The sequence below is a fragment of the Streptomyces sp. NPDC047000 genome (assembly GCF_040644295.1).
GTDB lineage: Bacteria > Actinomycetota > Actinomycetes > Streptomycetales > Streptomycetaceae > Streptomyces.
Window position 1 is genome coordinate 494,825 of the sequence record NZ_JBEYWE010000003.1, and the last position, 23,049, is coordinate 517,873.

Sequence of the window (23,049 nt, forward strand, 5' to 3'; positions counted from 1 at the left end):
TCCTGTCCGTACCACCGGTCCTGCCGGTCCGGTGGCCCCGGGGGGCCGTCATGTGTTCGGTGCCGGGGTGACCGTCGGGTCCGTGCCGCCGCCCACGGCGTTGCTGTAGTCGTTGTGGTGGAAGTCGGTCTGCGCGAAGCGGCCCTCGGACCAGGTGTAGGTGATCACGTTCTCGCCGGAGGGGTTCGACACCGGGTCGCCCTTCTCGTACACCTGCTTGGTCACCACCAGGTCGCCGCGGTCGATCTCCGCGTAGACCGGGGACTCCTCGGCGCTGAACACGTTGTCGTACCCGCCGTCCTCCCGGCGGTACACATATGATCCGACGCCCACCGCGTCCCCGCAGGTCAGTACGTTCACCACCACGTCCTCGGCCGGACCGCGGGTCAGTTTGCCGTACGACACGTCGATCGGGTACTCGTCGGCGACGCACGGCTTGAGATCCCGTTTCACCGCGGCCGACACCTTCGGGTCGTCCTTGACCAGGGCCACCGCGTCCACGCGGCGGTAGGCGGCGGAGGGGCTGGGCGACGGTGACGACGACGCCGCGCCGACCACCGGGTCGGCGTGTGCGGGGCCCTCGTCCCGGGCTCCCGTGCCACCGGTGCCGCAGGCGGACACGAAAAGGGCGAGGGCGGCGACCCCGGCCACCGCCGTGATCACCGCCTGCAGATCCGCCCGGGTCCCCGCGGACCCCGTACCGGTCAGGCCGCGCAACGCTCCCGCTCCTCACGCTCCAGGGCGCGTGCGTCCAGATCGCGGGCCTCCAGCTCCTCGCGGAGCCGGGCGAGCGCCCGGTGCAGCGTGCTCTTGACCGTTCCGGCCGACATGCCGAGTGCCGCGGCCGTCTCCTCCGTGGACATCTGCTCCCAGTGTCGCAGGACGACGACGCTGCGTTGCTTGGGCGCGAGAACTTTCATGACATCCATCAGCAGGGCGCGGTCGGCGTGCTGCTCGGTGGCGTCGTCGACGGAGTTGTCCGGCAGCTGCTCGGTCGGGACCTCCTCCAGCTTCCTGGCCCGCCACCACTCCGTACGGGTGTTGATCATCACGCGGCGCAGATAGGCGTCGGCCAGGCGCTTGTCGGCGATGCCGTCCCAGCGGCCGTAGGTGCGGGCCAGGGCGGTCTGGAGCAGGTCCTGGGCGTCGACCGGGTCCGGCACCAGACGGCGGGCGCTGCGCAGCAGCGCGTCCTGCCGGGTCCGGACGTACTCCTCGAACTCGAGCACCTCGGTCTGCCCCATGTCCGACCGCCTCCGATCCCCGTGCGTCTCCGGCCGTTCGCCGGCCCGTTCCTGTCGTCCCGTGGTCGTTCCGGGTACGGAAATGAACCTACGGAGGGCTTGTCACGGCGCTGTCCGAAGCAGCCTGCGGGGAGCAATCGGCTGTCCGTCGGTTGTGTAACGGAAGTAGGTCCGGGGTAAGGGGTGTTGGGGCTTTGTGGCGTTAAGTCCCGATTCGGGCGGCGGGTTGGGGTGTGACGGGGGCGTCGGGTCTGTGACGGCTCTGTGTATCGGCCCGGCACAGGCCCTGCGTCGGCCGTGCACCGGTTCCACGCCGACGGCCACGGCGCCGAAGGCGGCCACGGTGGCCACGGCCGCCGGTGGTCCGGGGCCGTGCCGGGGCGTCAGCTCTGCGGCAGCCGGTAGAACCCGCCCGCGAGGGGCTCGACGAGGCCGTCGGAGACCAGGCCGTCCAGGGCCCGCGCCCGCTGGACCGGCTCGTGCCACACCCGGTCGAGCACCGCCTGCGGCACGGGTTCGTGCGCCTCCCGCAGGACGGCGAGCAGCTTCCCGCGCACCTGGCGGTCCGTACCGGCGTACGTCTGACCGCGGCGCGGCGGTCCCTCGTGCTCCGGCTTGCCCGCGAGCCGCCATGCGCACAGCGCGGCGATCGGGCAGCGGTGGCAGTCCTCGTTCTTCGCCGTGCAGACCAGTGCGCCCAGCTCCATGGAGGCGGCGGCCCACCGGGACGCCGTGTGCTCGTCCACGGGCAGCAGCGCGCGGGCCAGCTTGCGCTCGGCGGCGGTCGTGGCGTTGGGCGGGTACCGCACCCCGGTCACCGCGCGTGCGAAGACCCGGCGGACGTTGGTGTCGAGCACCGGGTGCCGCTGGCCGTAGGCGAACGACGCCACCGCCGCGGCCGTGTACTCGCCGATCCCGGGCAGCGCCAGCAGCTGCGCGTGGTCCGTCGGTACGTCGCCGCCGTGCCGTTCCGTTATGGCCACCGCGGCGCCGTGCAGCCGCAGGGCGCGGCGCGGGTAGCCGAGCCGGCCCCAGGCGCGGACCGCCTCGCCGGAGGCCTCCGCGGCGAGGTCGGCGGGGCGCGGCCAGCGGGCCAGCCACTGCTCGTAGACGGGCAGGACGCGGGTGACCGGCGTCTGCTGGAGCATGAACTCGCTGACCATCACGCCCCAGGCGCCGGCCTCCGGGCGCCGCCAGGGCAGATCGCGGGCGTGCTCGTCGAACCAGTCGATGACGGGGGCGTGGAACGGATCGCCGGGGTGCCGGTCCTCGGCGACGGGACCGGGCCGGTCGGAGTCTTCGGGGTGGCCGGGCCGGGCGGCGGGGCTGCTGGGCGAGGGCTTCGTGGGCGCAGTCATGTCGGAACCGATCCTGCCACGCGCGGGCGGGCCGGGGTCCATGGCGTGGCCGGGCGGCCGGGTGGTCGCGGAACGGGGACGGGGGCGGGGAGGACCGGCACGAAGGGGACGGCCGGAGAGACGCGGCGGTGTCCGGCGGTGTCCCGCGCACCGTGGGCATACGGGACGAGCTGCGGTCAAGCGGGCGTGCGGGCGGGGCGGCGGTGGGGCCGGACTGCCGACGGATGATCAAGTAAGGCTCTTGTGGAGTCAGTTGCCGAAATGATGATCCGGAAAAGTTGTCGTCGTGACGGCGGGTGACGCAGGTAACCGGGGTGATCTCTCGTAAAGTTTGCGTCGTGGGATCTCTGCGCAATCCGATCGGGCCGCTTCCCTCCAGCATCTACTGGCGCCGGAGGGTCGTCATGCTGTCCGTCGTCGCGCTGCTGGCACTGGTGATCACCTGGATCGTCACGTCGGGCGGCGGTGGCGGCAAGAACGACGCGGGCGGGTCCGACGGCAAGAATCCCGTGGAGACGATCACGCCGGGGCCGTCCGGGTCGGGGCCCGCGATCAGCCGGCACCCCGGCGGCCGGGACGAGTCCGGCGGCGGGAGTTCGGGCGGCTCCGGCAGCGGGTCGGGCTCCGGTTCCGGGTCCTCGGCCGGTTCCGGTGGATCGGCCGGTTCCGGCGGTACGGGGACCGGCGACGGCTCCGGCGGCGCGGGTGGTGACGGGTCCGCCGGCGGTTCGGGTGACGGTGCCTCGGGCGGCGGCGGTACGGGCACGGTGCTGCCCGCCGGGTCCACGCTGCCCGACTGCACCGCGAGCAATGTCAAGCTGACCCTGCGCAGCCTCGCCTCCTCCTACGGACCGGACCGGACGCCGACGTTCGTGCTGACCGCGAAGAACTCCGCCTCGAACGACTGCAAGATCGACCTCGGTCCGGAGAACACGGTGGTGACCGTCACCCGGGCCGGTTCCGGTGACGCCTACTGGTCCTCGGCCGACTGCCCGAGCGGTTCGTCCAGCGTGTACTACCGGGTGCCCGGCGGCGGCAGCGCGGTCACCTACCCGGTGAAGTGGGACCGCAGGCCGAGTGCGCCGCAGTGCGCCACGCCTCCGGCGGGGACGGCCGCAGCGGGCAAGTATCTGGTCGAGGCGAAGGCTCCCGGTTACCCGAAGCTCCAGGCGACGTTCGTGCTGTCAGCAGGCTGACAGGGTGCTGCCGGGCGTGGCACCGGTGCGGGTTCCGCCGTCGGATGCGGGCGGTGCCCGCGGGGGCGGTCCCGCCGTCGGCGGTCGCGGGCTTTGGGGCCGGTCCGCCCCGTCGTCGTCCTGCGAGCCGTCGGCGGACTAGACGTAGCGTTCCAGGATCGACGACTCCGCCAGCCGGGACAGGCCCTCGCGGACGCTGCGGGCGCGGGCCTCACCGACGCCGTCCACGGTCTGGAGGTCGTCGACGCTCGCGGCGAGCAGCTTCTGGAGTCCGCCGAAGTGCTCCACCAGCCGGTCGATGATCGCGCCCGGCAGCCGGGGCACCTTGGCCAGCAGCCGGAAGCCGCGCGGCGACACCGCCGAGTCCAGCGCCTCGGGAGAGCCGGTGTACCCCAGGGCCCGCGCCACCGTGGCCAGTTCGAGGAGTTCCGCGTGACCGAGCGCGTCCAGCTCGGCGAGGGCCTCGTCGACGGTGCGGGACCGCTTGGCGGTGGGCTCGGGAACGTAGTCCCGTACGACGAGTTCGCGCTCCGGCTCCACGCCCGCGATCAACTCGTCGAGCTGGAGGGCGAGGAGACGGCCGTCGGTGCCCAGCTCCACCACGTACTCGGCGATCTCCGTGGCGATACGGCGCACCATCTCCAGGCGCTGCGCCACCGCCGTCACATCGCGGACCGTCACCAGGTCCTCGATCTCCAGCGCCGACAGGGTGCCCGCGACCTCGTCGAGGCGGAGCTTGTAGCGCTCCAGGGTGGCGAGGGCCTGGTTGGCGCGGGACAGGATCGCCGCCGAGTCCTCCAGGACGCGGCGGTGACCGTCGACGTAGAGGGCGATCAGCCGCATCGACTGGGAGACCGACACCACCGGGTAGCCGACCTGCTTGGACACCCGGTCCGCGGTGCGGTGCCGGGTGCCGGTCTCCTCGGTGGGGATCGTCGGGTCGGGCACCAGTTGCACGCCCGCGCGCAGGATCTTCGACAGATCGGTGGACAGCACGATGCCGCCGTCCAGCTTGCACAGCTCACGCAGCCGGGTCGCCGTGAACTCGACGTCCAGCACGAAACCGCCGGTGCACATGGCCTCGACGGTCTTGTCGGAGCCGAGCACGATCAGCCCGCCGGTGTTGCCGCGCAGCACCCGCTCCAGGCCGTCGCGCAGCGCCGTGCCGGGCGCCACGGCGCTCAGTGAGGCGCGCATCAGGCGATCGGCACCGGAACTCCCGCCGTGCTTTCCGGGAGCTGCCGCCCGGTCGTTGGCTGCCACTGCACTCCTCCGGTCGCAGGTTCTGAGCCGCCCCGTTCCACGCACTGGGTTCGTACGGACGGGCGAGACCAGGGCAAAGTCTACCGGCGGTCCTCCTCCTCCCGTGGGGCCTCTCGCCGACGCGACCGCGGCAGCACCCGCAGCGCGTCCCCTATGTCCGCGACCTCCTGCACCCGCATCCCCGGCGGGACCTTGCCCGGATCGCCCGGGACCAGCGCGTGGGTGAAGCCGAGCCGGTGTGCCTCGGAGAGCCTGCGCTGCACGCCGGTGACCCGTCTGACCTCGCCCGCGAGGCCGACCTCGCCGATCGCGACGAGGTTCTTCGGCAGGGGGGTGTCGCTCGCGGCCGACGCCAGCGCGAGCGCGATGGCGAGGTCGGCGGCGGGTTCTGAGAGCTTCACCCCGCCGACCGTCGCCGAGTAGATGTCCCGCTTGCCGAGGGCACTGATCCGGCCGCGCTGCTCCAGCACGGCCAGCATCATCGAGACCCGGGACGTCTCCAGACCGGAGGTGGTGCGCCGCGGGGAGGGGATCTGCGAGTCGACGGTGAGGGCCTGGACCTCGGCGACCAGCGGGCGGCGGCCCTCCAGGGTGACCGTCAGACAGGTGCCGGGCACCGGCTCGTCACGCCGGGTCAGGAACAGGCCGCTGGGATCGGCGAGGCCGGTGATGCCCTCGTCGTGCAGCTCGAAGCAGCCGACCTCGTCCGTGGCGCCGTAGCGGTTCTTGACACCCCGGACGAGTCGCAGGCGCGCGTGGCGGTCGCCCTCGAAGTGCAGGACGACGTCCACGAGGTGTTCGAGGAGGCGGGGGCCCGCGATGGCACCGTCCTTGGTGACATGACCCACCAGCAGCGTGGACATGCCACGGTCCTTGGAGGCGCGGATCAGGGCGCCCGCCACCTCGCGGACCTGGGCCATGCCGCCGGGTGCGCCGTCGATCTCCGGGGAGGCGATCGTCTGCACCGAGTCGAGGATCAGCAGGGACGGCTTCACCGCGTCCAAGTGGCCCAGGACGGCGGCCAGATCGGTCTCGGCGGCGAGATACAGATGGTCGTCGATGGCGTTGATCCGGTCGGCGCGCAGCCGTACCTGGCTCGCCGACTCCTCACCCGTGACGTACAGCGTGCGGTGTTCGTCGCTCGCGGCCTTCGCGGCCACGTCGAGCAGCAGCGTCGACTTGCCGACGCCGGGCTCGCCCGCCAGCAGCACCACCGCGCCGGGCACCAGACCGCCGCCGAGCACCCGGTCCAGCTCCGGCACCCCGGTCGGCCGGGCGGTGGCCTGCCGGCCGTCGACCTGCCCGATGGGCAGCGCGGAGGTGGTGACCCGGCCCGGTGCCGTGGTCCGTACCGCGGGCGTGCCGTACTCCTCGATCGTGCCCCACGCCTGGCACTCGGCGCAGCGGCCGAGCCACTTGGCCGTCTGCCAGCCGCACTCGGTGCAGCGGTAGGACGGGCGCTCCTTGGCGGTCTTGGTACGGGTGGCCATGGGGGAACCGTAGCCGCAGCCACTGACAATCCCGTCCCCCGGTCCCGCGGACCGCCGCGCGGGGCGGGGCGCGCGGGGGCGCGAGGAGGTGCGCGGGTACGGGGGCGGGGCGGAGGCACGGGGTGGCTGAGAGCTGGAACGGGTGTTTGTGTCCCCTTATGAGGGATCGTTTCACCCGTAAGGATTAAATGTGCTCAAGCCGGAGGAGCAGTTCGTCCCGCGGCACCTACGGTCGCACGGGTGATGAGCACCAGCCCGGAGATCTCGACCCGCACCACCGGCGTACACCGAGCGCACCGGGAGGCGCGTGATCGCGCCGCGGCGCGCACGCTGGCGCAGTGTCCCCCCGCGCGTTACGAGCCGTATCTGGACGGTCTGTTCACCTACTGCCTGTCGGTGCTGTGCGACCACGACGCGGCCACCGCGGCCGTCGGCGACGTCCTGGCCCTCGCCGAGCGGCGCGGACGGCGTGGACCCGAGGCGGCCGAGGACCGCAGGGCCTGGCTGTACGCGCTGGCCCGCTGGGCATGTCTGCGCGTGCTCACCGAGACGGGACAGAAACGTCAAGGCAGCCGGGTCGCGGGCCGCACGGCCGGCCCGAAGACGCCGGGACCCACCGCCTCCGAACCCACCGCCTCCGGGCCGACGGGCTCGGGGTCCTCCGCATCGACGCCCTCCGTCTCGGGGCACGGGGCCGCAAAGCCTGCCGCCACGAGGTCCGCGGTGCGGAGGGCCGCGAGGCCCGGGCCGACGGTGCCGAAGCCCGCGGTGCCGGGACTCGAGCTGCCGGGACCCGATGCGCCGTGGTCCGGCGGGTCCGGGCAGGGAGGTGCCGCCGCAGTGGCCGACGCCGTGCCCGTCCCCGACGAGGCCCAGGAACGGCGGCGCCGTGAACTCGCCCTGCTGGCCTGGCCGGAGGCCGCCGGGACCAGCCCGGAGCAGCGCGAGGCGCTCGAACTCGCCGTACGCCACCGGCTGGCCGCCCACGAGGTCGCCGCTGTGCTCGGCATGGACCGCACCGCCGCGCGCGAGCTGCTCGCCGCCGCCGCCTGCGAGGTGGAACGCACACGTGCGGCCCTGGCCGTCGTCGAGACCGGCACCTGCCCCGGCGTGGCCCTGCTCACCGGCGACGCCCAGCTCGTCCTCAGCACCGCCCTGCGCCACGAACTGGTCCGGCACGTCGACGGCTGCCCCCGCTGCCGCCGCACCGCCGAGCGCGCCGTCCCCGGCCGCTGGCCCGGCGCCACCGTCACGCCCGCCGAACTGCCCGTCCTGGCGGCACCCCGCGCGGACCTGCACACGGCGCTCGCGCACCACCCGCGCGCGCGGGGGGCCGCCGCACCGCGCTTCGACCGGCGCGGCTTCCCGATGGACCCCAAGGAACGCGCCGCCCGCCGTGACCGCATCCGCGCGCGCGCCGTCACGACGACCGTCGTCGTGACCGTGGTCGCCGCTCCCGTGTTCGCCCTGTGGGCCGCCTACCAGGGCGCATCGGCCGACGGGAGCGCCGAGGGGCGTGCGCCCGGCGCCAGCGGCGCGCACGACAACGACGGCGATGCGGGCGGCCACGGCTACCAGAACGCCGGGAACGCCGACGCGCGCCCCGGGACCGGCTCCGGCGGGCGCCACGGGTCCGAGGTGTCCGTCGAGGTGCTCAGCGTCGCGGGCGCCGGGCGGAAGGGTGCCGGACAGCTGGAGGTGCGGGCCGCGAACAGCGGGACGACCACGCTCGTCACCCTGACCGCGGCGGGCCCGGAACCGGTGCGCTGGTCGGCGTCGACCCGCGTCCCCTGGCTCTACCTCAGCCGCTCGTCGGGAACCCTCGCACCGGGCGAATCGTTGACGATCAAGGTGTACGTGGACCATCTCCGTGAGCCGTCCGGGCACTGGAGCGCCCAGCTGGCGATCGCCCCCGCGGGCGCCGTCGTCACGATCGACGGCTACGGCGCGGCGCCCGCCCCCGCCCACCCGCACCCCGGCCCCGGCAGACCCACCGGTCCGCCCTCCTCCGGCCCGGACCCGGCCCCCACCGCTTCGACGTCCTCCGGCCCCGCACCGGACGACCCGCCCCCGCCCTCCGGCCCGGAGCCCACCTCCGCCGACCCCACGCCGACCACCCCGCCCGACCCGACGCCCCCACCCGGCGACACCAACACCGCGACCGCCCCGGTCCCGGTGACGCCGTAGGACAGGGCGTGCGGGTCGGGGCGGCCGGATCGGGGACGGGTGCGCCGGGCAGGTCCCGGCACGCGTGGCCGGGGTCAGACGACGGGGTCCGCCGGGTGCGGTGCCAGCAGGGGTCGAGGCTCCGCCAGCCGCGCCTCGCACAGTTCGACCAGCCGGTCGTAGCCGGCCTTGCCCATCAGCTCCGTCAGCTCGGCCCGGTAGGACGAGTACACCGGATCGCCCGCGCCGTGCGCCGACGTGGCCGAGGTGCACCACCAGTGCAGGTCGTGGCCGCCGGGACCCCAGCCCCGGCGGTCGTACTCACCGATCGACACCTGTAGCACCCGCGTGTCGTCGGGGCGGTCGATCCAGTCGTAGGTACGGCGGATCGGCAGCTGCCAGCAGACGTCCGGTTTCGTCTCCAGCGGCTCACGGCCCTCCCGCAGCGCCAGGATGTGCAGCGAGCAGCCGGCGCCGCCCGCGAACCCGGGGCGGTTCTGGAAGATGCAGGAGCCCTGGTAGGGCCGCGTCTGCCGGGAGCCTTCCTCGTCCTCCGCGACCCAGCCGTGCGCCACGCCCTCGTCGTGGTGCTGCCAGATCTCCGGCGTGAGCCTGGCCACGTGCCCGGCGACACGCTTCTCGTCGTCCTCCTCGGAGAAGTGCGCGCCCAGCGTGCAGCAGCCGTCGGCCGCGCGGCTCTCCTGGATGCCGTGGCAGCCGCTGCCGAAGACGCAGTTCCAGCGGGAGGTCAGCCAGGTCAGATCGCAGCGGAAGACCTGCTCGTCGTCCGCCGGATCGGGGAACTCCACCCATGCGCGCGGGAAGTCGAGCCCCTTCTCGTCGCCCGGGGAAACCCCGGAGGAAACCCCGAGGGAAACCTCCACGACGGTCCTGCCGCCGCCGATCCCCCCAAGCCCCTCGGTTCCCTCGGTCGCCTCGGTCTCTTCGATCCCCCGGGCATCGGCGACCGTCGTGGACGATTTGTCGCTCTTCGCCTTTTTCGTCTTTGGCACAGAACAAGGTTATGCCGCCGGAAGTCCGTTCCGTGACCGTTCGGGGCACCGGATGATCGCCCTGCTGGCAGTAGCGTTCCGTCCATGAGACTCGGTGTCCTCGACGTGGGATCGAACACGGTGCATCTGCTGGTCGTGGATGCGCATCCGGGCGCGCGCCCGCTGCCCGCACACTCGCACAAGGCGGAGCTGCGTCTCGCCCAGCTCCTCGACGCGGACGGGTCGATAGGCGCGCACGGTGTGGACCAGCTGATCGCGGTCGTCCGGGACGCCCTTCAGGCCGCCGAGGACAAGGGCGTCGAGGACCTCCTGACCTTCGCGACCTCCGCCGTGCGCGAGGCCACCAACGCCGACGACGTCCTCAGCCGGGTACGGAACGAGACCGGCGTCGAACTCCATGTCCTCACCGGCTCCGAGGAGGCCCGCCTCACCTTCCTCGCCGCCCGGCGCTGGTTCGGCTGGTCGGCCGGGAAACTCCTGGTCCTCGACATCGGCGGCGGCTCGCTGGAGATCGCGTACGGCATCGACGAGGAGCCCGACGCCGCGGCGTCGCTGCCGCTGGGGGCGGGGCGGCTCACGGCGGGCTGGCTGCCCGGTGACCCGCCCGGGGCCGACGACATCAGGGCGCTGCGCCGCCATGTCCGGGCGCAGATCGCCCGCACGGTGGGTGAGTTCAGCCGCTTCGGCGCCCCCGACCATGTGGTCGCCACCTCCAAGACCTTCCGGCAGCTGGCCCGCATCTGCGGCGCCGCCCGCTCCGCCGAGGGTTTCTACGTCCAGCGCCTGCTGAAGCGCGAGACCCTGGAGTCCTGGGTGCCGCGCCTCGCCGGCATGACCTCGGCCGAGCGGGCCGGCCTCCCCGGCGTCTCGGAGAACCGTTCCGCCCAGCTCGTCGCCGGCGCGCTGGTGGCCGAGGGCGCGATGGACCTGTTCGGCGTCCAGAACCTCGAGGTGTGCCCCTGGGCGCTGCGAGAGGGCGTGATCCTCCGCCACCTGGACCACATGGACACCCCGCCCACCAACCACACGGCGGACCTCCGAGCCAGAACCCCCTGAGCACGAGCACCACCGTGCGGGCGCGCCCGGCCCTCAACCCGCGCCCGCACGCGCGCCCGTACCCCGTCGACCCCCCGGCCCCGCTGAACCCCACCCGAACCTATGGAACGCGCCACAACCCCCGGAGGGACCCCGCACGACCCCCGGCCCACCCCGTAACCTTGCCACCGTGGCAGAACCGAGGGACGTGGTCCGCATCCCGGATACGAAGGTCGCCCTGTCGACGGCCTCCGTCTACCCGGAGTCGACGGCGACGGCCTTCGAGATCGCCGCGCGCCTCGGCTACGACGGCGTGGAGGTGATGGTCTGGACCGACCCGGTCAGCCAGGACATCGAAGCGCTGCGCAGGCTCAGCGACTACCACCGCATCCCGATCCTCGCCGTGCACGCCCCTTGTCTGCTCATCACGCAGCGCGTGTGGTCCACCGACCCGTGGACCAAGCTCCAGCGCGCCCAGGCGGCGGCGGAGAAGCTCGGCGCGAGCACCGTCGTCGTGCACCCGCCCTTCCGCTGGCAGCGCCAGTACGCGCGTGACTTCGTCGCCGGAATCTGGCGGATGGCGAACGAGACGGACGTACGGTTCGCGGTGGAGAACATGTACCCCTGGCGCTACCGCGACCGCGAGATGCTGGCGTACGCCCCCGACTGGGACGTCACGAAGGACGACTACCGGCACTTCACGATCGACCTGAGCCACGCCGCGACCTCCCGCGCCGACGCCATCGAGATGGTGGACCGCATGTCCGACCGTCTCGGCCATGTCCACCTGGGCGACGGCAGCGGCTCCGCCAAGGACGAGCACCTGGTCCCCGGCCGCGGCACCCAGCCCTGCGCCGAACTGCTGGAGCGCCTCGCGTCGGCCGGCTTCGACGGCCATGTCGTCATCGAGGTCAACACCCGCCGCGCGATGTCCGGCGCCGAGCGTGAGGCCGATCTGGCGGAGGCGCTGGCCTTCACCCGGCTGCACCTGGCCTCCCCGCTCAAGGTGCCCCGGCGGTGACCGGCGCCACGGCCCGGCGCCGGGGCCGCCCTCCGGGTACGGAGTCCGCCGGTACCCGCGACCGCATCCTCACCGCGGCCCGCGGGGAGTTCTCCGAGCGCGGCTACGAGAAGACGTCCGTACGCGGCATCGCCAAGTCCGCCGGGGTGGACTCCGCCCTGGTGCACCACTACTTCGGCACCAAGGAGCAGGTCTTCGAGGCGGCCGTCGCGGTCGTCCTGGCACCCGCCCTCAACGCGCCGGACGCGCTCGCCGACGCGCCGGTGGCCGAACTCGGCGAGCGGCTCGCCCGGTACTTCTTCAGCGTCTGGGAGAACCCGGTCACCCGGACCCCGCTGCTGGCGATCGTGCGGTCGGCGGTGAACAACGACACGGCGGTCGCCGTCTTCCGCCGCCTGGTCGTCGGCCAGCTGCTGCGCCGCATCACGGCGGGGCTGGACCTGCCGGACGCGGACCTGCGCCTGGAACTGGCGGCGTCGCAGCTGGTGGGCTGCATGATGCTGCGGTACGTGATCGGGGTGGAGCCGCTGGCGTCGGTGGACGCGGAGGTGATCATCACCAGGGTGGCGCCGGTGGTGCAGCTGCACCTGACCGGCCCCTGACAGCACCCCCGCCCGCCCGGCCCCTGACACCATCCCCGCCCGCCCGGAACACCCCGGGCACCCGGCACCCCCGCCCCGAGACACGTATCCCGCATCCCGGACGCACCGTCCCGCCCCCTGGATGTCCGGCGTACGCTCGTCAGAAGCCCGAGATCCCCGAAGGAGCGAGCGACGATGCCCGAGCTGAGGTCCCGCACAGTCACTCACGGACGCAACATGGCGGGCGCCCGCGCCCTGATGCGCGCCTCCGGTGTACCCGGTGCGGACATCGGCCGGAAGCCGATCATCGCCGTCGCCAACAGCTTCACGGAGTTCGTGCCGGGCCACACCCACCTCCAGCCCGTCGGCAGGATCGTCAGCGAGGCGATCACCGAGGCCGGCGGCATCCCGCGCGAGTTCAACACGATCGCCGTGGACGACGGCATCGCGATGGGCCACGGCGGCATGCTGTACAGCCTGCCCTCCCGCGACCTGATCGCCGACTCGGTGGAGTACATGGTCGAGGCGCACTGCGCCGACGCCCTGATCTGCATCTCCAACTGCGACAAGATCACCCCGGGCATGCTGATGGCGGCCCTGCGCCTGAACATCCCCACCGTCTTCGTCTCCGGCGGCCCGATGGAGGCCGGCCGGGCCACGCTCGTCGACGGCACGGTCCGCACCCTCGACCTGATCGACGCGATCTCCGACGCGGCGAACGACACGATCTCCGACGAGGACATCCTCCGTATCGAGGAGAACGCCTGCCCCACCTGCGGCAGCTGTTCCGGCATGTTCACCGCCAACTCGATGAACTGCCTCACCGAGGCGATCGGCCTCTCCCTCCCCGGCAACGGCTCGGTCCTGGCCACCCACACGGCCCGCAAGCGGCTGTACACCGACGCGGCCCGCACGGTCATGGACATCACCCGCCGCCACTACGACCAGGACGACGACTCGGTCCTGCCGCGCTCGATCGCCACGTTCGCGGCGTTCGAGAACGCCATGGCCCTCGACATCGCCATGGGCGGCTCCACGAACACGATCCTGCACCTGCTGGCCGCCGCCCAGGAGGCGGGCGTGCCGTTCGGCCTGGAGCAGATCGACGCGGTGTCCCGGCGGGTCCCGTGCCTGGCGAAGGTCGCCCCCAACGTCGCGAAGAACCGTACGTACTACATGGAGGACGTGCACCGCGCGGGCGGCATCCCCGCCCTCCTCGGCGAACTCCACCGCGCGGGCCTGCTCAACGAGGACGTGCACGCCGTCCACAGCCCGTCCCTCGCGGACTGGCTGAAGACCTGGGACGTGCGTGCCGGTTCGCCCTCCCCCGAGGCGGTGGAGCTGTGGCACGCGGCGCCGGGCTGCGTCCGCTCGGCCGAGGCGTTCTCCCAGTCGGAGCGCTGGGAGGCGCTCGACGACGACGCCGAGGGCGGCTGCATCCGCAGCGCCGAGCACGCGTACTCCAAGGACGGCGGCCTGGCCGTCCTCAGGGGCAACCTCGCCGTCGACGGCTGCGTGGTCAAGACGGCCGGTGTCGACGAGTCCATCTGGACCTTCGAGGGCCCGGCGGTCGTCTGCGAGTCGCAGGAGGAGGCCGTCGAGAAGATCCTGAACAAGCGGGTCACCGACGGAGACGTCGTCGTCATCCGCTACGAGGGCCCCAAGGGCGGCCCCGGTATGCAGGAGATGCTCTACCCGACGTCGTTCCTCAAGGGCCGCGGCCTCGGCAAGAGCTGCGCCCTGATCACCGACGGCCGGTTCTCCGGCGGCACCTCGGGCCTGTCCATCGGCCACGCCTCCCCGGAGGCCGCGTCCGGCGGCACGATCGCGCTGGTCCAGGACGGCGACCGGATCCGCATCGACATCCCGAACCGCACGATCGAGCTGCTCGTCGACGACACCGAGCTGGCCCGCCGCGAGCAGGCGCTCGACGGCGCCTACGCCCCGCGCGACCGCGACCGCAAGGTCTCCGCCGCGCTGCGCGCCTACGCCGCGATGGCCACCAGCGCCGACCGGGGCGCGGTCCGCGACGTGTCCAAGCTGGGCTGACCCCGCTCCCGCCGGCCGGCCCCGTCGGCCGGCCCGGCCCCTCCTGGCCCCACGGCGCCGGACCCGCTCCCCGAGGGCGGTCCCGGCGCCGTTCGCCGTACCGGCGGGGCCGCTACCAGGCGGAGGGGTCACGCCCGTCGACGGCGAAGACGGTGCCGTCGGGGGCGGCGGCGTAGACGGTGCCGTGGAAGGCCAGTGGATGCGGCAGGGCGGCGACGACCTCGCCGGAGTCCCTGCCCAGCCGGGTCCGTGTCTGCCCGGTGAGCCTGCCCGATCCGGCGTCCACGGCGAGCAGGCGTCCGTCGGCGGCGGTGAGGTACACCTGGTCTTCCGCGACGACCGGTGCCGAACTGCGGCTGACGGAGGTCTCGACATGCCACAGCTGCTTGCCCGAGTCCATGTCGACGGCCTCCAGGGATCCGGCGGCGGCCAGGATGTAGACGATGTTCCCGTTCACCGCGGCCTGCGCGTCTTCGCGGACGACGGGCAGTGCCACCCGGTGCGACGTGCCGGAGGCGGGGGAGTAGCGGACGACGGCGTCCGTGTAGCCGAACTCGGGGTCGAGGGAGAGGAGGACGACGGAACCGTCGTGCGAGGCGACGGGCTCCAGCGTCCCCTTCAGCCGTGCGTCCCACCGCACGGTACCGGTGGCCGGGTCCACCGCTGTGACCCGCGTGCCGGTCCCGTCGTCGGACACCGTGGTCGCATAGGCGGGGGTGCTCCCGCCGAACCAGGTGAACCGTGGCGAACTGTGGCCCGGCACACGTCCGTGCCATGCCGTCCGGCCCGTGGCGCCGTCCACGGCGGTGACCGTTCCGTCGTCCCCGGACAGCAGCAGCGTGCCCCCGGCCCGCTGCACCCCGGCGTAGGCGGGCACGGTCCGCTGCCAGCGGCGTTCGCCCGTCGCGGGATCGAGTGCCTCGAGGCGACGGCCGTGATCCGAGAGGGGCTGCACGAGGCCGCCCGCCACCACCGGCGGGCCGCTCCAGCGCGTCTTGGTCACGGCGTGCCGCCACAGCAGGGAGCCGTCGGACGGATCCAGCGCGAACAACAGGTCCGGCTGGGCACAGAGCAACGTTCCTGCGCCGTAGGAGCACTGCGGAATCCCGTCGGCGGCGACGGCGGGCCGCGCCTCCCACTCCCGGAACGTGCTCTGTGCGGTACGAGGCGTCGTCGGTGTGCCGCCCGTCCCGTCGCCCCCTCCGGAAGCCAGAATCCCGGCCAGCCCGCCTCCCGCGACGAGACCGAACGCGACCACCGCGAGGGCCGCCCTGCGCAGGCGGGGACGCTTCCCCGGCCGCCGCGCCGGCTGCCCGGCGTCGTCGGGCTTCGGCAACCTGACCCCGCCGGTGCGCTGCGCCGGTATGAACGCCTGGGTGTCGTACGAGGCGGCCACGGACCGGAGTTCGCGCATCAGCTCGTCGGGGGTGGGCCGGTCCTCCGGCTCCTTGGCCAGGCAGCCGCGCACCAGAGGGGCGAGACCGTCGGGCAGGCCGGTGAGGTCGGGCTCGTCGTGCACGACCTGGTAGGCGACCACGTACGGGCTGTCGGAGTCGAACGGCCCGCGCCCGGTGGCCGCGTGCACCAGCACGGAACCGAGCGCGAAGATGTCCGCGGCCGGACCGACCTCCCGGGGCCGCCGGAACTGCTCCGGCGCCATGAACGGCGGTGTGCCGATCAACTTGCCGGTCTCGGTGCGCAGTTCGCTGTCCTTGGGCCGGGAGATACCGAAGTCGATGACCTTCGGGCCGTCCTCGGCGAGCAGGACGTTGCTCGGCTTCAGATCCCGGTGGACCACCCCCACCCGGTGGATGTCGCGCAGTGCCTCCGCGAGCCCGGCCATCAGCCGGCGCAACTGGGCCGTGTCCATGGCCCCGTTCCGCTTCACATGGTCGGAGAGCGTGGGACCGGGGATGAACAGCGTGGCCATCCAGGGCCGCGCGGCATCGGGATCGGCGTCGACGACGGGTGCCGTGAACGCGCCGCTCACCCTGCGCGCCGCCGCCACCTCCTGCCGGAACCGCCCCCTGAACTCGGGGTCCTTGGCGTAGGCGGCGTGGACGACCTTGACCGCGAGCTTCAGCCCCGAGGTGCTGCGGGCCAGGTGCACGACACCCATTCCGCCCGATCCGAGGCTCTCCTCCAGGCGGTAGTGACCGGCGTACTCGGGAAGTTCCGCTTCCGCGCCCGCTCCGGTGTCCTTGCGTGGCGCCATGGAACCACCCCCGTGCTGTTCGTCCGCGCGCGCGACGCACGGAGCCTAGTCGAAGAGACGTACGAGACGGAGGCGGCCTGCCGGTCTCTGCGAGCGAGTCGTACATACGGGTTTCAATGTGTGACGCGAGGGAATCAACGGTGCTCCATGGCAATCATGGGGTTGCAACGGGGGAGGTTTTCCATGTCAGTTGACCACGCCGAGGAGATCGAGAGCGGCGACGGGAAGGAGGCCGTCACGGCGACGGCCACCGCGCTGCACTACTACGCGGTCGCACCCGGGGCCCGCCTCAACGTCCGCAGCGGTCCCGGCACCGGCTACAGCATCGTCCGCACCCTGGCCGAGGGCGCGTCCGTTCCGATCTACTGCCAGACCCCGGGGACGAGCGTCTCCGGCTATTACGGCACTTCGAACATCTGGGACAACATCAGCAACGGCGAGTTCGTCTCGGACGCCTACGTGAACACGGGCTCCGACGGCTACGTCGCCTCACGCTGCGGCTGAGCCCACCCACGAGAGGACCCCGAGAACTCAGATGAAGCCGCGTTCCCGCAGATCCGTTCTTCTGGCAGGCACCGCCGCCGGAGCCCTGCTCATGGTGCTCGGTTCGTCGACGACCGCCTCCGCCACCGCGGACCTGCACTACTACTCGGTGGCCCCGGGCGTCCAGCTCAACGTCCGCAGCGGTCCCGGCACCGGCTACACCATCGTCCGCATCCTGGCCGAGGGCGTCCAGGTCCCGATCTTCTGCCAGAGCCCGGGGACGAGCGTCTCCGGTTACTACGGCACCTCGAACATCTGGGACAACATCGACGACGGCGAGTACGTCTCGGACGCCTACGTGAACACCGGCTCCGACGGCTACGTCGCCTCCCTCTGCGGCTGACCCGTCGGACTTCGGGACGTTCGTCCCCGGGGAGCCCGCGGAATCGGAGCCATAATCGTCCCGTGAGCAGTGACGAGAACGGCACCCCGGCCACCCCCGCGGGCTCCCCGGCCGCGCCCGCCCTTCCCGGCGGCCCCCGGCCCGAGCCGCTGCGCTTCTTCGGCACCAGCTGGGTCGCGCACGACGACAACTACCTGCTGCGGCGCCTGGGCGTGACCGTCGGCTCGCTCGCCGCGGTGATCGTGTCCTGCCTGGTCCTCCGGTTCGCCTACCAGGGCCTCGAGATCGCCGACATCGGCTCCTTCGTGACCGTCCTGGTCGTCGTGATGTTCGCGGTGTGCAGCGCGCTCGCGTTCGGCCACAGCTGGGAGGGGTTCGGCAAGCGTCCCGACGCCGACCGCACCGCCAACCTGCGCGGCCTGCTGGCCATCGGCTTCGTCGGCGCGCTCGCCGCGTACTTCGTCCGCTCCCTGGCCGAGGCCCCGGGCGAGAAGCTGCACCGCCAGGAGTACGAGGCGGCACGCACGCAGCACGAACGCCGGTCGCGCAACCCCGCCAAGAAGCGCCGCCGCACCTGACGAACACCGCCCTCCCGCCCGGAGGGCCCCGCACCCGGCCTCTCCGGCCGCCCCGGCGGTCTCCGGCACGTCGTGAGCGGCCGGGCGGTCGTCTGCCGGTCTGCCTGCGGGTCTGCCGGTCTCCGGAACCGTGTGCCCTTTGCCTGCCGGCCTGCGGGTCTGCTCGCCCGCCGGTCTGCTCGCCCCTGCCCGGCAGCCCGTCCCCTGCCTGCCCGTTCGCTCCCCCTGACGCCCTCCCCGGCGCCCGGGTGATGACGCCTGCGCCGGTACCGGTCCACCTGCCCTGACGCCTGGAGCAGGCGCTTCCGCACGCCCGGCCGGCGCGCCGCGCCCCGGTGCCCGCAACACCCCTCCGGCCCTTGACGCGCCCCCCTGCCCGGAGCATTATTCATCGCATGATGAATTACTCGCCCGACCGGGCCGCCACCGAGGCGGCCCCCGCCGTCCGGGCCGCAGGGCTGCGCGTCGTGCGCGGCACCCGCCAGGTCCTCAAGGGCCTCGACTTCACCGTGCCGCACGGCCAGGTCACCGGCCTGCTCGGCCCCTCCGGCTGTGGCAAGACCACCTTGATGCGCTCGATCGTCGGCACCCAGGCCAAGGTCACCGGCACCCTGGAGGTGCTCGGCCGCCCCGCCGGCGATCCCGCCCTGCGCTCCCGCATCGGCTACGTCACCCAGGACCCCTCCGTCTACGACGACCTGACGATCCGCCAGAACCTCGCCTACTTCGCGGCGATCCTCGACCCCGGCCGGTCCGCCGCCGGACGCCGACGCGAGATCGTCGAACGCGCCATCACCGACGTCGACCTCACCTCCCACGCCGACGCCCTCGCCGGAAACCTCTCCGGCGGCCAGCGCAGCCGCGTCTCCCTCGCGGTCGCGCTCCTCGGCACTCCCGAACTCCTGGTCCTCGACGAGCCCACCGTCGGCCTCGACCCCGTCCTGCGCCGCGACCTCTGGGAGCTCTTCCACTCCCTCGCCGCCGACCGCGGCGCCACCCTGCTCGTCTCCTCCCACGTCATGGACGAGGCCGAGCGCTGCCACCGCCTGCTCCTCATGCGCGAGGGCGAGATCCTCGCCGACGACACCCCCGACGCGCTGCGCACCGCCACCGGCTCGCAGACCGTCGAAGGCGCCTTCCTCCACCTGGTCGACCAGGCCGCCGCGGCAGCCGGAGTAGCCGGAGCAGTCGGCTCGACCGGCACCGGGACCACCACCGAAGGCAGGACCGGAACCACCGTCGGGACCGGCGACCGCAAGGAGAACATCCGATGAACGCCTCCCGCACCCTCGCCACCGCCGCCCGCGTGCTGCGCCAGCTCCGCCACGACCCCCGGACCATCGCGCTGATGCTCCTGGTGCCGTGCCTGATGCTCGTCCTGCTCCGCTACGTCTACGACGGCAGCCCACGGATCTTCGACAACATCGGCGCCTCGCTGCTCGGCATCTTCCCGCTGATCACGATGTTCCTGGTGACGTCCATCGCCACCCTGCGCGAACGCACCTCCGGCACCCTCGAACGGCTCCTCGCCATGCCCCTCGGCAAGGGCGACCTGATCGGCGGCTACGCCCTCGCCTTCGGCACGATCGCCATCCTCCAGTCCCTCCTGGCCACCGGCCTCGCCCTGTGGGTCCTGGGCCTCGACGTGATCGGCAGCCCCTGGCTGCTCCTCCTCATCGCCCTGCTCGACGCCCTCCTCGGCACGGCCCTCGGACTCTTCGTCTCGGCCTTCGCGGCCTCCGAATTCCAGGCGGTGCAGTTCATGCCGGCAGTGATCTTCCCCCAGCTCCTGCTCTGCGGTCTGCTCACGCCCCGCGGCAGCATGCAGCCCGTCCTCGAAGGCATCTCCGACGTGCTCCCGATGTCGTACGCGGTCGAAGGCATGAACGAGGTGCTGCGCCACACGGACGTGACGGCCACCTTCGTCCGGGACGTCCTCATCGTGGCGGGCTGTGCCGTACTGGTCCTGGGCCTGGGAGCGGCGACCCTGCGCCGCAGGACGGCATGACGACGGCTTCAGCGACCACGTCCCTCAGCCCGCCCCGCCCGCTCCAGCCCCGTCCGCCCTCCGGACAACGCGCCCGCCCGGCATCACCCGGTGCAAGGATGAAACCGGACGACGCACACCTCCGGAGGGCACCCCCGTCATGACCCAGAAAGTCGCAGTCCTCGGCACCGGCAAGATCGGCGAAGCTCTGCTCAGCGGAATGATCCGAGCCGGCTGGGCGCCCGCCGACCTCCTGGTGACCGCCCGCCGCCCGGAACGTGCCGAGGAACTCCGCGCCCGTCACGGCGTCACCCCGGTCACCAACGCCGAGGCCGCCAAGACCGCCGACACCCTCATCATCACGGTCAAGCCGCAGGACATGGGCACGCTCCTCGACGAGCTCGCCCCGCACGTCCCCGCCGACCGCCTGGTCATCAGCGGCGCCGCCGGCATCACGACCGCGTCCATCGAGGAACGTCTCACCGCCGGCACCCCGGTCGTCCGCGTCATGACGAACACCCCCGCGCTCGTCGACGAGGCGATGTCCGTCATCTCCGGCGGCACCCACGCCACCTCCGAGCACCTCGCCCACGCCGAGGAGATCTTCGGCGCCGTCGGCAAGACCCTGCGCGTCCCGGAGTCCCAGCAGGACGCCTGCACCGCGCTGTCCGGCTCGGGCCCGGCCTACTTCTTCTACCTCGTCGAGGCCATGACCGACGCCGGCATCCTGCTCGGACTGCCCCGCGACAAGGCCCATGACCTGATCGTCCAGTCCGCGATCGGCGCCGCGGTGATGCTCCGCGACAGCGGCGAGCACCCCGTGAAACTCCGCGAGAACGTCACCTCTCCCGCGGGCACCACCATCAGCGCCATCCGCGAACTGGAGAACCACGGCGTACGGGCCGCCCTCATCGCCGCCCTGGAAGCCGCCCGCGACCGCAGCCGCGAACTGGCGGCGGGCAAGAAGGACTGACCCGCACCCCGTCGTCGTACGGCCCCCGCGCCTACCGGGCGAGGTCCATGGGGGCCGCCGTGCCCACGGCCTGCCCTGCTCCCTCCGCCTCCGGCGCGGGGAGCAGCCCGATCGCCGCGTAGGCCGCGTCCACGATGGGCCGGGCCATCGCCCGGGCCCGCGCGGCCCCGTCCCGCAGCACCGAGTCCACGTACCCGGGATCGGCGCAGAGCGCGTGATGCCGCTCCTGGAGCGGCCGGAGCGTCTCGACCACCGCGTCCGCCGTGTCCCTCTTCAGCGCCCCGTACGACGAGTACGACGCGGCCAGCGTCTCCGGGTCCCCGCCGGTGCAGGCGGCGAGGATCTCCAGCAGGTTGGTGACACCCGGCCGGGTCTCGCGGTCGTGGACGACCTCGGTCCCGCTGTCCGTCACCGCCCGCATCACCTTGCGGCGCGCCACGTCCGGTTCGTCGAGGAGATAGACGATCCCCGGCCCGGTGTCGTCCGACTTCCCCATTTTCGCCGTCGGGTCCTGAAGGTTCATCACCCGCGAGCCGACCGCGGGACGCGTGGCCCGCGGCACCACGAAGGTGTGTCCGTAGCGGTGGTTGAAGCGCACGGCGAGATCCCGGGCCAGCTCGACGTGCTGCGTCTGGTCCTCACCCACCGGTACCTCGTCGGCGGCGTAGGCGAGGATGTCCGCCGCCATCAGCGCCGGGTACGTCAACAGCGACAGCCGTACGCTGCCGCCGTGCTCCCGTTCGCGCGCGGATTTCTCCCGGTACTGGATCATCCGCCGCATCTCGCCGTCGGTGGCCACGCACTCCATCACCCACGACAGCCGGGCATGCTCGTCGACATGGCTCTGCACGAACACGGTGCACAGCTCCGTGTCCAGGCCCGAGGCGAGGAGCAGGGTCGCGGCCTGCCGGGTCAGCCGGCGCAGCCGCGCCGGATCGTGCTCCACGGTCAGTCCGTGCAGATCGACGATGCAGAACAGCGCGTCCGCCTGGTGCTGGTCGACCGCGGCCCACTGCCGCATGGCTCCCAGGTAGTTGCCCAGCGTCAGGTGCCCGGTCGGCTTGACCCCGCTGAAGACCCGAGTCATCTCCACTCCACTTCGTCCGGTAGGGGCCGCCGTTCCCGGCGGCCGCCCCTTCCTGACCTCGGGAGGGAGAAACGAGAACGGCCGCCGAAGCGGCGGCCGTTGGGTGCGTACGTGAGCGCGGCCGCCGTCAGGCGGCCCACCAGAACCGAGTACACGTACGCGTCGTCATGGCGAGCAGCGTACCCCTCCGGCCTCGAGTTGACACGCCGATCGGTGATCCGTACTGTTCTCCGAGTTGTCCGACGTGAGCGCCGACCCCGGTCGGTCCCCGGACAGCCATTCCGTAGGTACCCACCACTACTCGGCTGTGGTCGTGTCGACCGCTGTCGTTTTGTCGGCGTGCGTATTTGCGAAATGAGGAATCCGCGTTCGAAAGGGCGCGGACCCCCGATTAGCGCGGGGGGCGGGAAACCGCTAAAGTCTCACTCGTCGGAACGGCCGAGAGGCCCGGAAGACAAACCCCCTCCGACGGGGAATCGGACGCCGAAAGGATCTGATAGAGTCGGAACCGCCGGAAAGGGAATCGCCCGAAAGAGCGAGAACCTGGAAAGCACCGAGGAAATCGGATCGAGAAAAGATCTGATAGAGTCGGAAACACCGAAGGGAAGCCCGGAGGAAAGCCCGAGAGGGTGAGTACAAAGGAAGCGTCCGTTCCTTGAGAACTCAACAGCGTGCCAAAAATCAACGCCAGATATGTTGATACCCCGTCTCCGGCCGTTCGGTCGGGGCGAGGTTCCTTTGAAACAAAACACAGCGAGGACGCTGTGAACGGCCGGGCCTATTCCGCCTGGCTGTTCCGCTCTCGTGGTGTTGTCCCGATCACGGGAAAACATTCACGGAGAGTTTGATCCTGGCTCAGGACGAACGCTGGCGGCGTGCTTAACACATGCAAGTCGAACGATGAACC

At 72.4% G+C, this 23,049-nt stretch carries 20 protein-coding genes and 1 rRNA gene; 13 read left to right on the plus strand and 8 right to left on the minus strand.

Annotated elements, in window-relative coordinates; translation table 11 throughout:
- Positions 1-48: 48 nt before the first annotated feature.
- The 3 genes from ABZ862_RS08665 to ABZ862_RS08675 all read right to left on the minus strand — a co-directional run bounded on the left by ABZ862_RS08665 (position 49) and on the right by ABZ862_RS08675 (position 2,602).
- Positions 49-717, minus strand: coding sequence for a hypothetical protein (locus ABZ862_RS08665; RefSeq protein WP_360954422.1), 669 nt, complete (start codon positions 715-717; stop codon positions 49-51).
- Positions 705-1,244 (minus strand): SigE family RNA polymerase sigma factor, encoded by a 540-nt coding sequence (locus ABZ862_RS08670; protein WP_360954425.1) that lies wholly within the window; start codon positions 1,242-1,244, stop codon positions 705-707. Before ABZ862_RS08670 ends, ABZ862_RS08665 begins: the two co-directional genes overlap by 13 nt.
- Positions 1,245-1,627: 383 nt before the next feature.
- Positions 1,628-2,602 (minus strand): A/G-specific adenine glycosylase, encoded by a 975-nt coding sequence (locus ABZ862_RS08675; protein WP_360954428.1) that lies wholly within the window; start codon positions 2,600-2,602, stop codon positions 1,628-1,630.
- Between the two features lie 338 nt (positions 2,603-2,940).
- Between ABZ862_RS08675 and ABZ862_RS08680 the strand changes: the two genes are divergently transcribed.
- Positions 2,941-3,798: a hypothetical protein gene (locus ABZ862_RS08680; protein WP_360954431.1), complete on the plus strand. Its 858-nt coding sequence runs from the start codon at positions 2,941-2,943 to the stop codon at positions 3,796-3,798.
- Positions 3,799-3,936: 138 nt separating this feature from the next.
- On the opposite strand, the gene disA is transcribed toward ABZ862_RS08680, so the two are convergent.
- Positions 3,937-5,061: a DNA integrity scanning diadenylate cyclase DisA gene (gene disA / locus ABZ862_RS08685; RefSeq protein ID WP_360954434.1), complete on the minus strand. Its 1,125-nt coding sequence runs from the start codon at positions 5,059-5,061 to the stop codon at positions 3,937-3,939.
- A gap of 80 nt (positions 5,062-5,141) precedes the next feature.
- Positions 5,142-6,551 carry a DNA repair protein RadA gene (gene radA / locus ABZ862_RS08690; RefSeq protein WP_360954437.1) on the minus strand — a complete coding sequence of 470 codons (1,410 nt, stop codon included), beginning with the start codon at positions 6,549-6,551 and terminating at the stop codon, positions 5,142-5,144.
- A gap of 243 nt (positions 6,552-6,794) precedes the next feature.
- On the opposite strand from radA, the gene ABZ862_RS08695 reads away from it, so the two are divergent.
- Positions 6,795-8,738: a hypothetical protein gene (locus ABZ862_RS08695; RefSeq protein WP_360954440.1), complete on the plus strand. Its 1,944-nt coding sequence runs from the start codon at positions 6,795-6,797 to the stop codon at positions 8,736-8,738.
- Positions 8,739-8,812: 74 nt separating this feature from the next.
- Here ABZ862_RS08695 and ABZ862_RS08700 read toward each other — a convergent pair whose 3' ends face one another.
- Positions 8,813-9,601 (minus strand): hypothetical protein, encoded by a 789-nt coding sequence (locus ABZ862_RS08700; RefSeq protein WP_360954556.1) that lies wholly within the window; start codon positions 9,599-9,601, stop codon positions 8,813-8,815.
- A gap of 213 nt (positions 9,602-9,814) precedes the next feature.
- Between ABZ862_RS08700 and ABZ862_RS08705 the strand changes: the two genes are divergently transcribed.
- The 4 genes from ABZ862_RS08705 to ilvD all read left to right on the plus strand — a co-directional run bounded on the left by ABZ862_RS08705 (position 9,815) and on the right by ilvD (position 14,416).
- The gene (locus tag ABZ862_RS08705) at positions 9,815-10,786 is read left to right on the plus strand and encodes a Ppx/GppA phosphatase family protein (protein WP_360954443.1); all 972 of its coding nucleotides are present in this window, start codon (positions 9,815-9,817) and stop codon (positions 10,784-10,786) included.
- 169 nt (positions 10,787-10,955) lie between these two features.
- Positions 10,956-11,786 (plus strand): sugar phosphate isomerase/epimerase, encoded by an 831-nt coding sequence (locus ABZ862_RS08710; protein WP_360954446.1) that lies wholly within the window; start codon positions 10,956-10,958, stop codon positions 11,784-11,786.
- Positions 11,783-12,388 (plus strand): TetR family transcriptional regulator, encoded by a 606-nt coding sequence (locus ABZ862_RS08715; protein WP_360954449.1) that lies wholly within the window; start codon positions 11,783-11,785, stop codon positions 12,386-12,388. The genes ABZ862_RS08710 and ABZ862_RS08715 overlap by 4 nt, the downstream gene beginning before the upstream one ends.
- A 174-nt stretch (positions 12,389-12,562) precedes the next feature.
- Positions 12,563-14,416 carry a dihydroxy-acid dehydratase gene (gene ilvD, locus ABZ862_RS08720; RefSeq protein WP_360954452.1) on the plus strand — a complete coding sequence of 618 codons (1,854 nt, stop codon included), beginning with the start codon at positions 12,563-12,565 and terminating at the stop codon, positions 14,414-14,416.
- A gap of 112 nt (positions 14,417-14,528) precedes the next feature.
- Here the strand turns inward: ilvD and ABZ862_RS08725 are convergent, their stop codons facing one another.
- Positions 14,529-16,631, minus strand: a complete 2,103-nt coding sequence (locus tag ABZ862_RS08725; RefSeq protein ID WP_360954455.1) for a serine/threonine-protein kinase — start codon at positions 16,629-16,631, stop codon at positions 14,529-14,531.
- Positions 16,632-16,814: 183 nt separating this feature from the next.
- On the opposite strand from ABZ862_RS08725, the gene ABZ862_RS08730 reads away from it, so the two are divergent.
- The 6 genes from ABZ862_RS08730 to proC all read left to right on the plus strand — a co-directional run bounded on the left by ABZ862_RS08730 (position 16,815) and on the right by proC (position 21,055).
- Positions 16,815-17,135: an SH3 domain-containing protein gene (locus tag ABZ862_RS08730; RefSeq protein ID WP_360954458.1), complete on the plus strand. Its 321-nt coding sequence runs from the start codon at positions 16,815-16,817 to the stop codon at positions 17,133-17,135.
- 91 nt (positions 17,136-17,226) lie between these two features.
- A complete protein-coding gene (locus ABZ862_RS08735; RefSeq protein ID WP_360954559.1) occupies positions 17,227-17,517 on the plus strand; it encodes a peptidase in 291 nt (96 codons plus the stop codon).
- A gap of 62 nt (positions 17,518-17,579) precedes the next feature.
- Positions 17,580-18,095 (plus strand): EamA/RhaT family transporter, encoded by a 516-nt coding sequence (locus tag ABZ862_RS08740; protein WP_360954461.1) that lies wholly within the window; start codon positions 17,580-17,582, stop codon positions 18,093-18,095.
- A gap of 395 nt (positions 18,096-18,490) precedes the next feature.
- Positions 18,491-19,369: an ABC transporter ATP-binding protein gene (locus ABZ862_RS08745; protein ID WP_360954464.1), complete on the plus strand. Its 879-nt coding sequence runs from the start codon at positions 18,491-18,493 to the stop codon at positions 19,367-19,369.
- Positions 19,366-20,103, plus strand: coding sequence for an ABC transporter permease (locus tag ABZ862_RS08750; protein WP_360954467.1), 738 nt, complete (start codon positions 19,366-19,368; stop codon positions 20,101-20,103). Before ABZ862_RS08745 ends, ABZ862_RS08750 begins: the two co-directional genes overlap by 4 nt.
- A 139-nt stretch (positions 20,104-20,242) precedes the next feature.
- Positions 20,243-21,055, plus strand: a complete 813-nt coding sequence (proC, locus tag ABZ862_RS08755) for a pyrroline-5-carboxylate reductase (RefSeq protein WP_360954470.1) — start codon at positions 20,243-20,245, stop codon at positions 21,053-21,055.
- A gap of 31 nt (positions 21,056-21,086) precedes the next feature.
- Here proC and trpS read toward each other — a convergent pair whose 3' ends face one another.
- Positions 21,087-22,142, minus strand: a complete 1,056-nt coding sequence (gene trpS, locus ABZ862_RS08760; RefSeq protein WP_360954473.1) for a tryptophan--tRNA ligase — start codon at positions 22,140-22,142, stop codon at positions 21,087-21,089.
- An 832-nt stretch (positions 22,143-22,974) separates the two neighbouring features.
- Between trpS and ABZ862_RS08765 the strand changes: the two genes are divergently transcribed.
- Positions 22,975-23,049, plus strand: a 16S ribosomal RNA gene (locus ABZ862_RS08765); the annotation flags it as partial.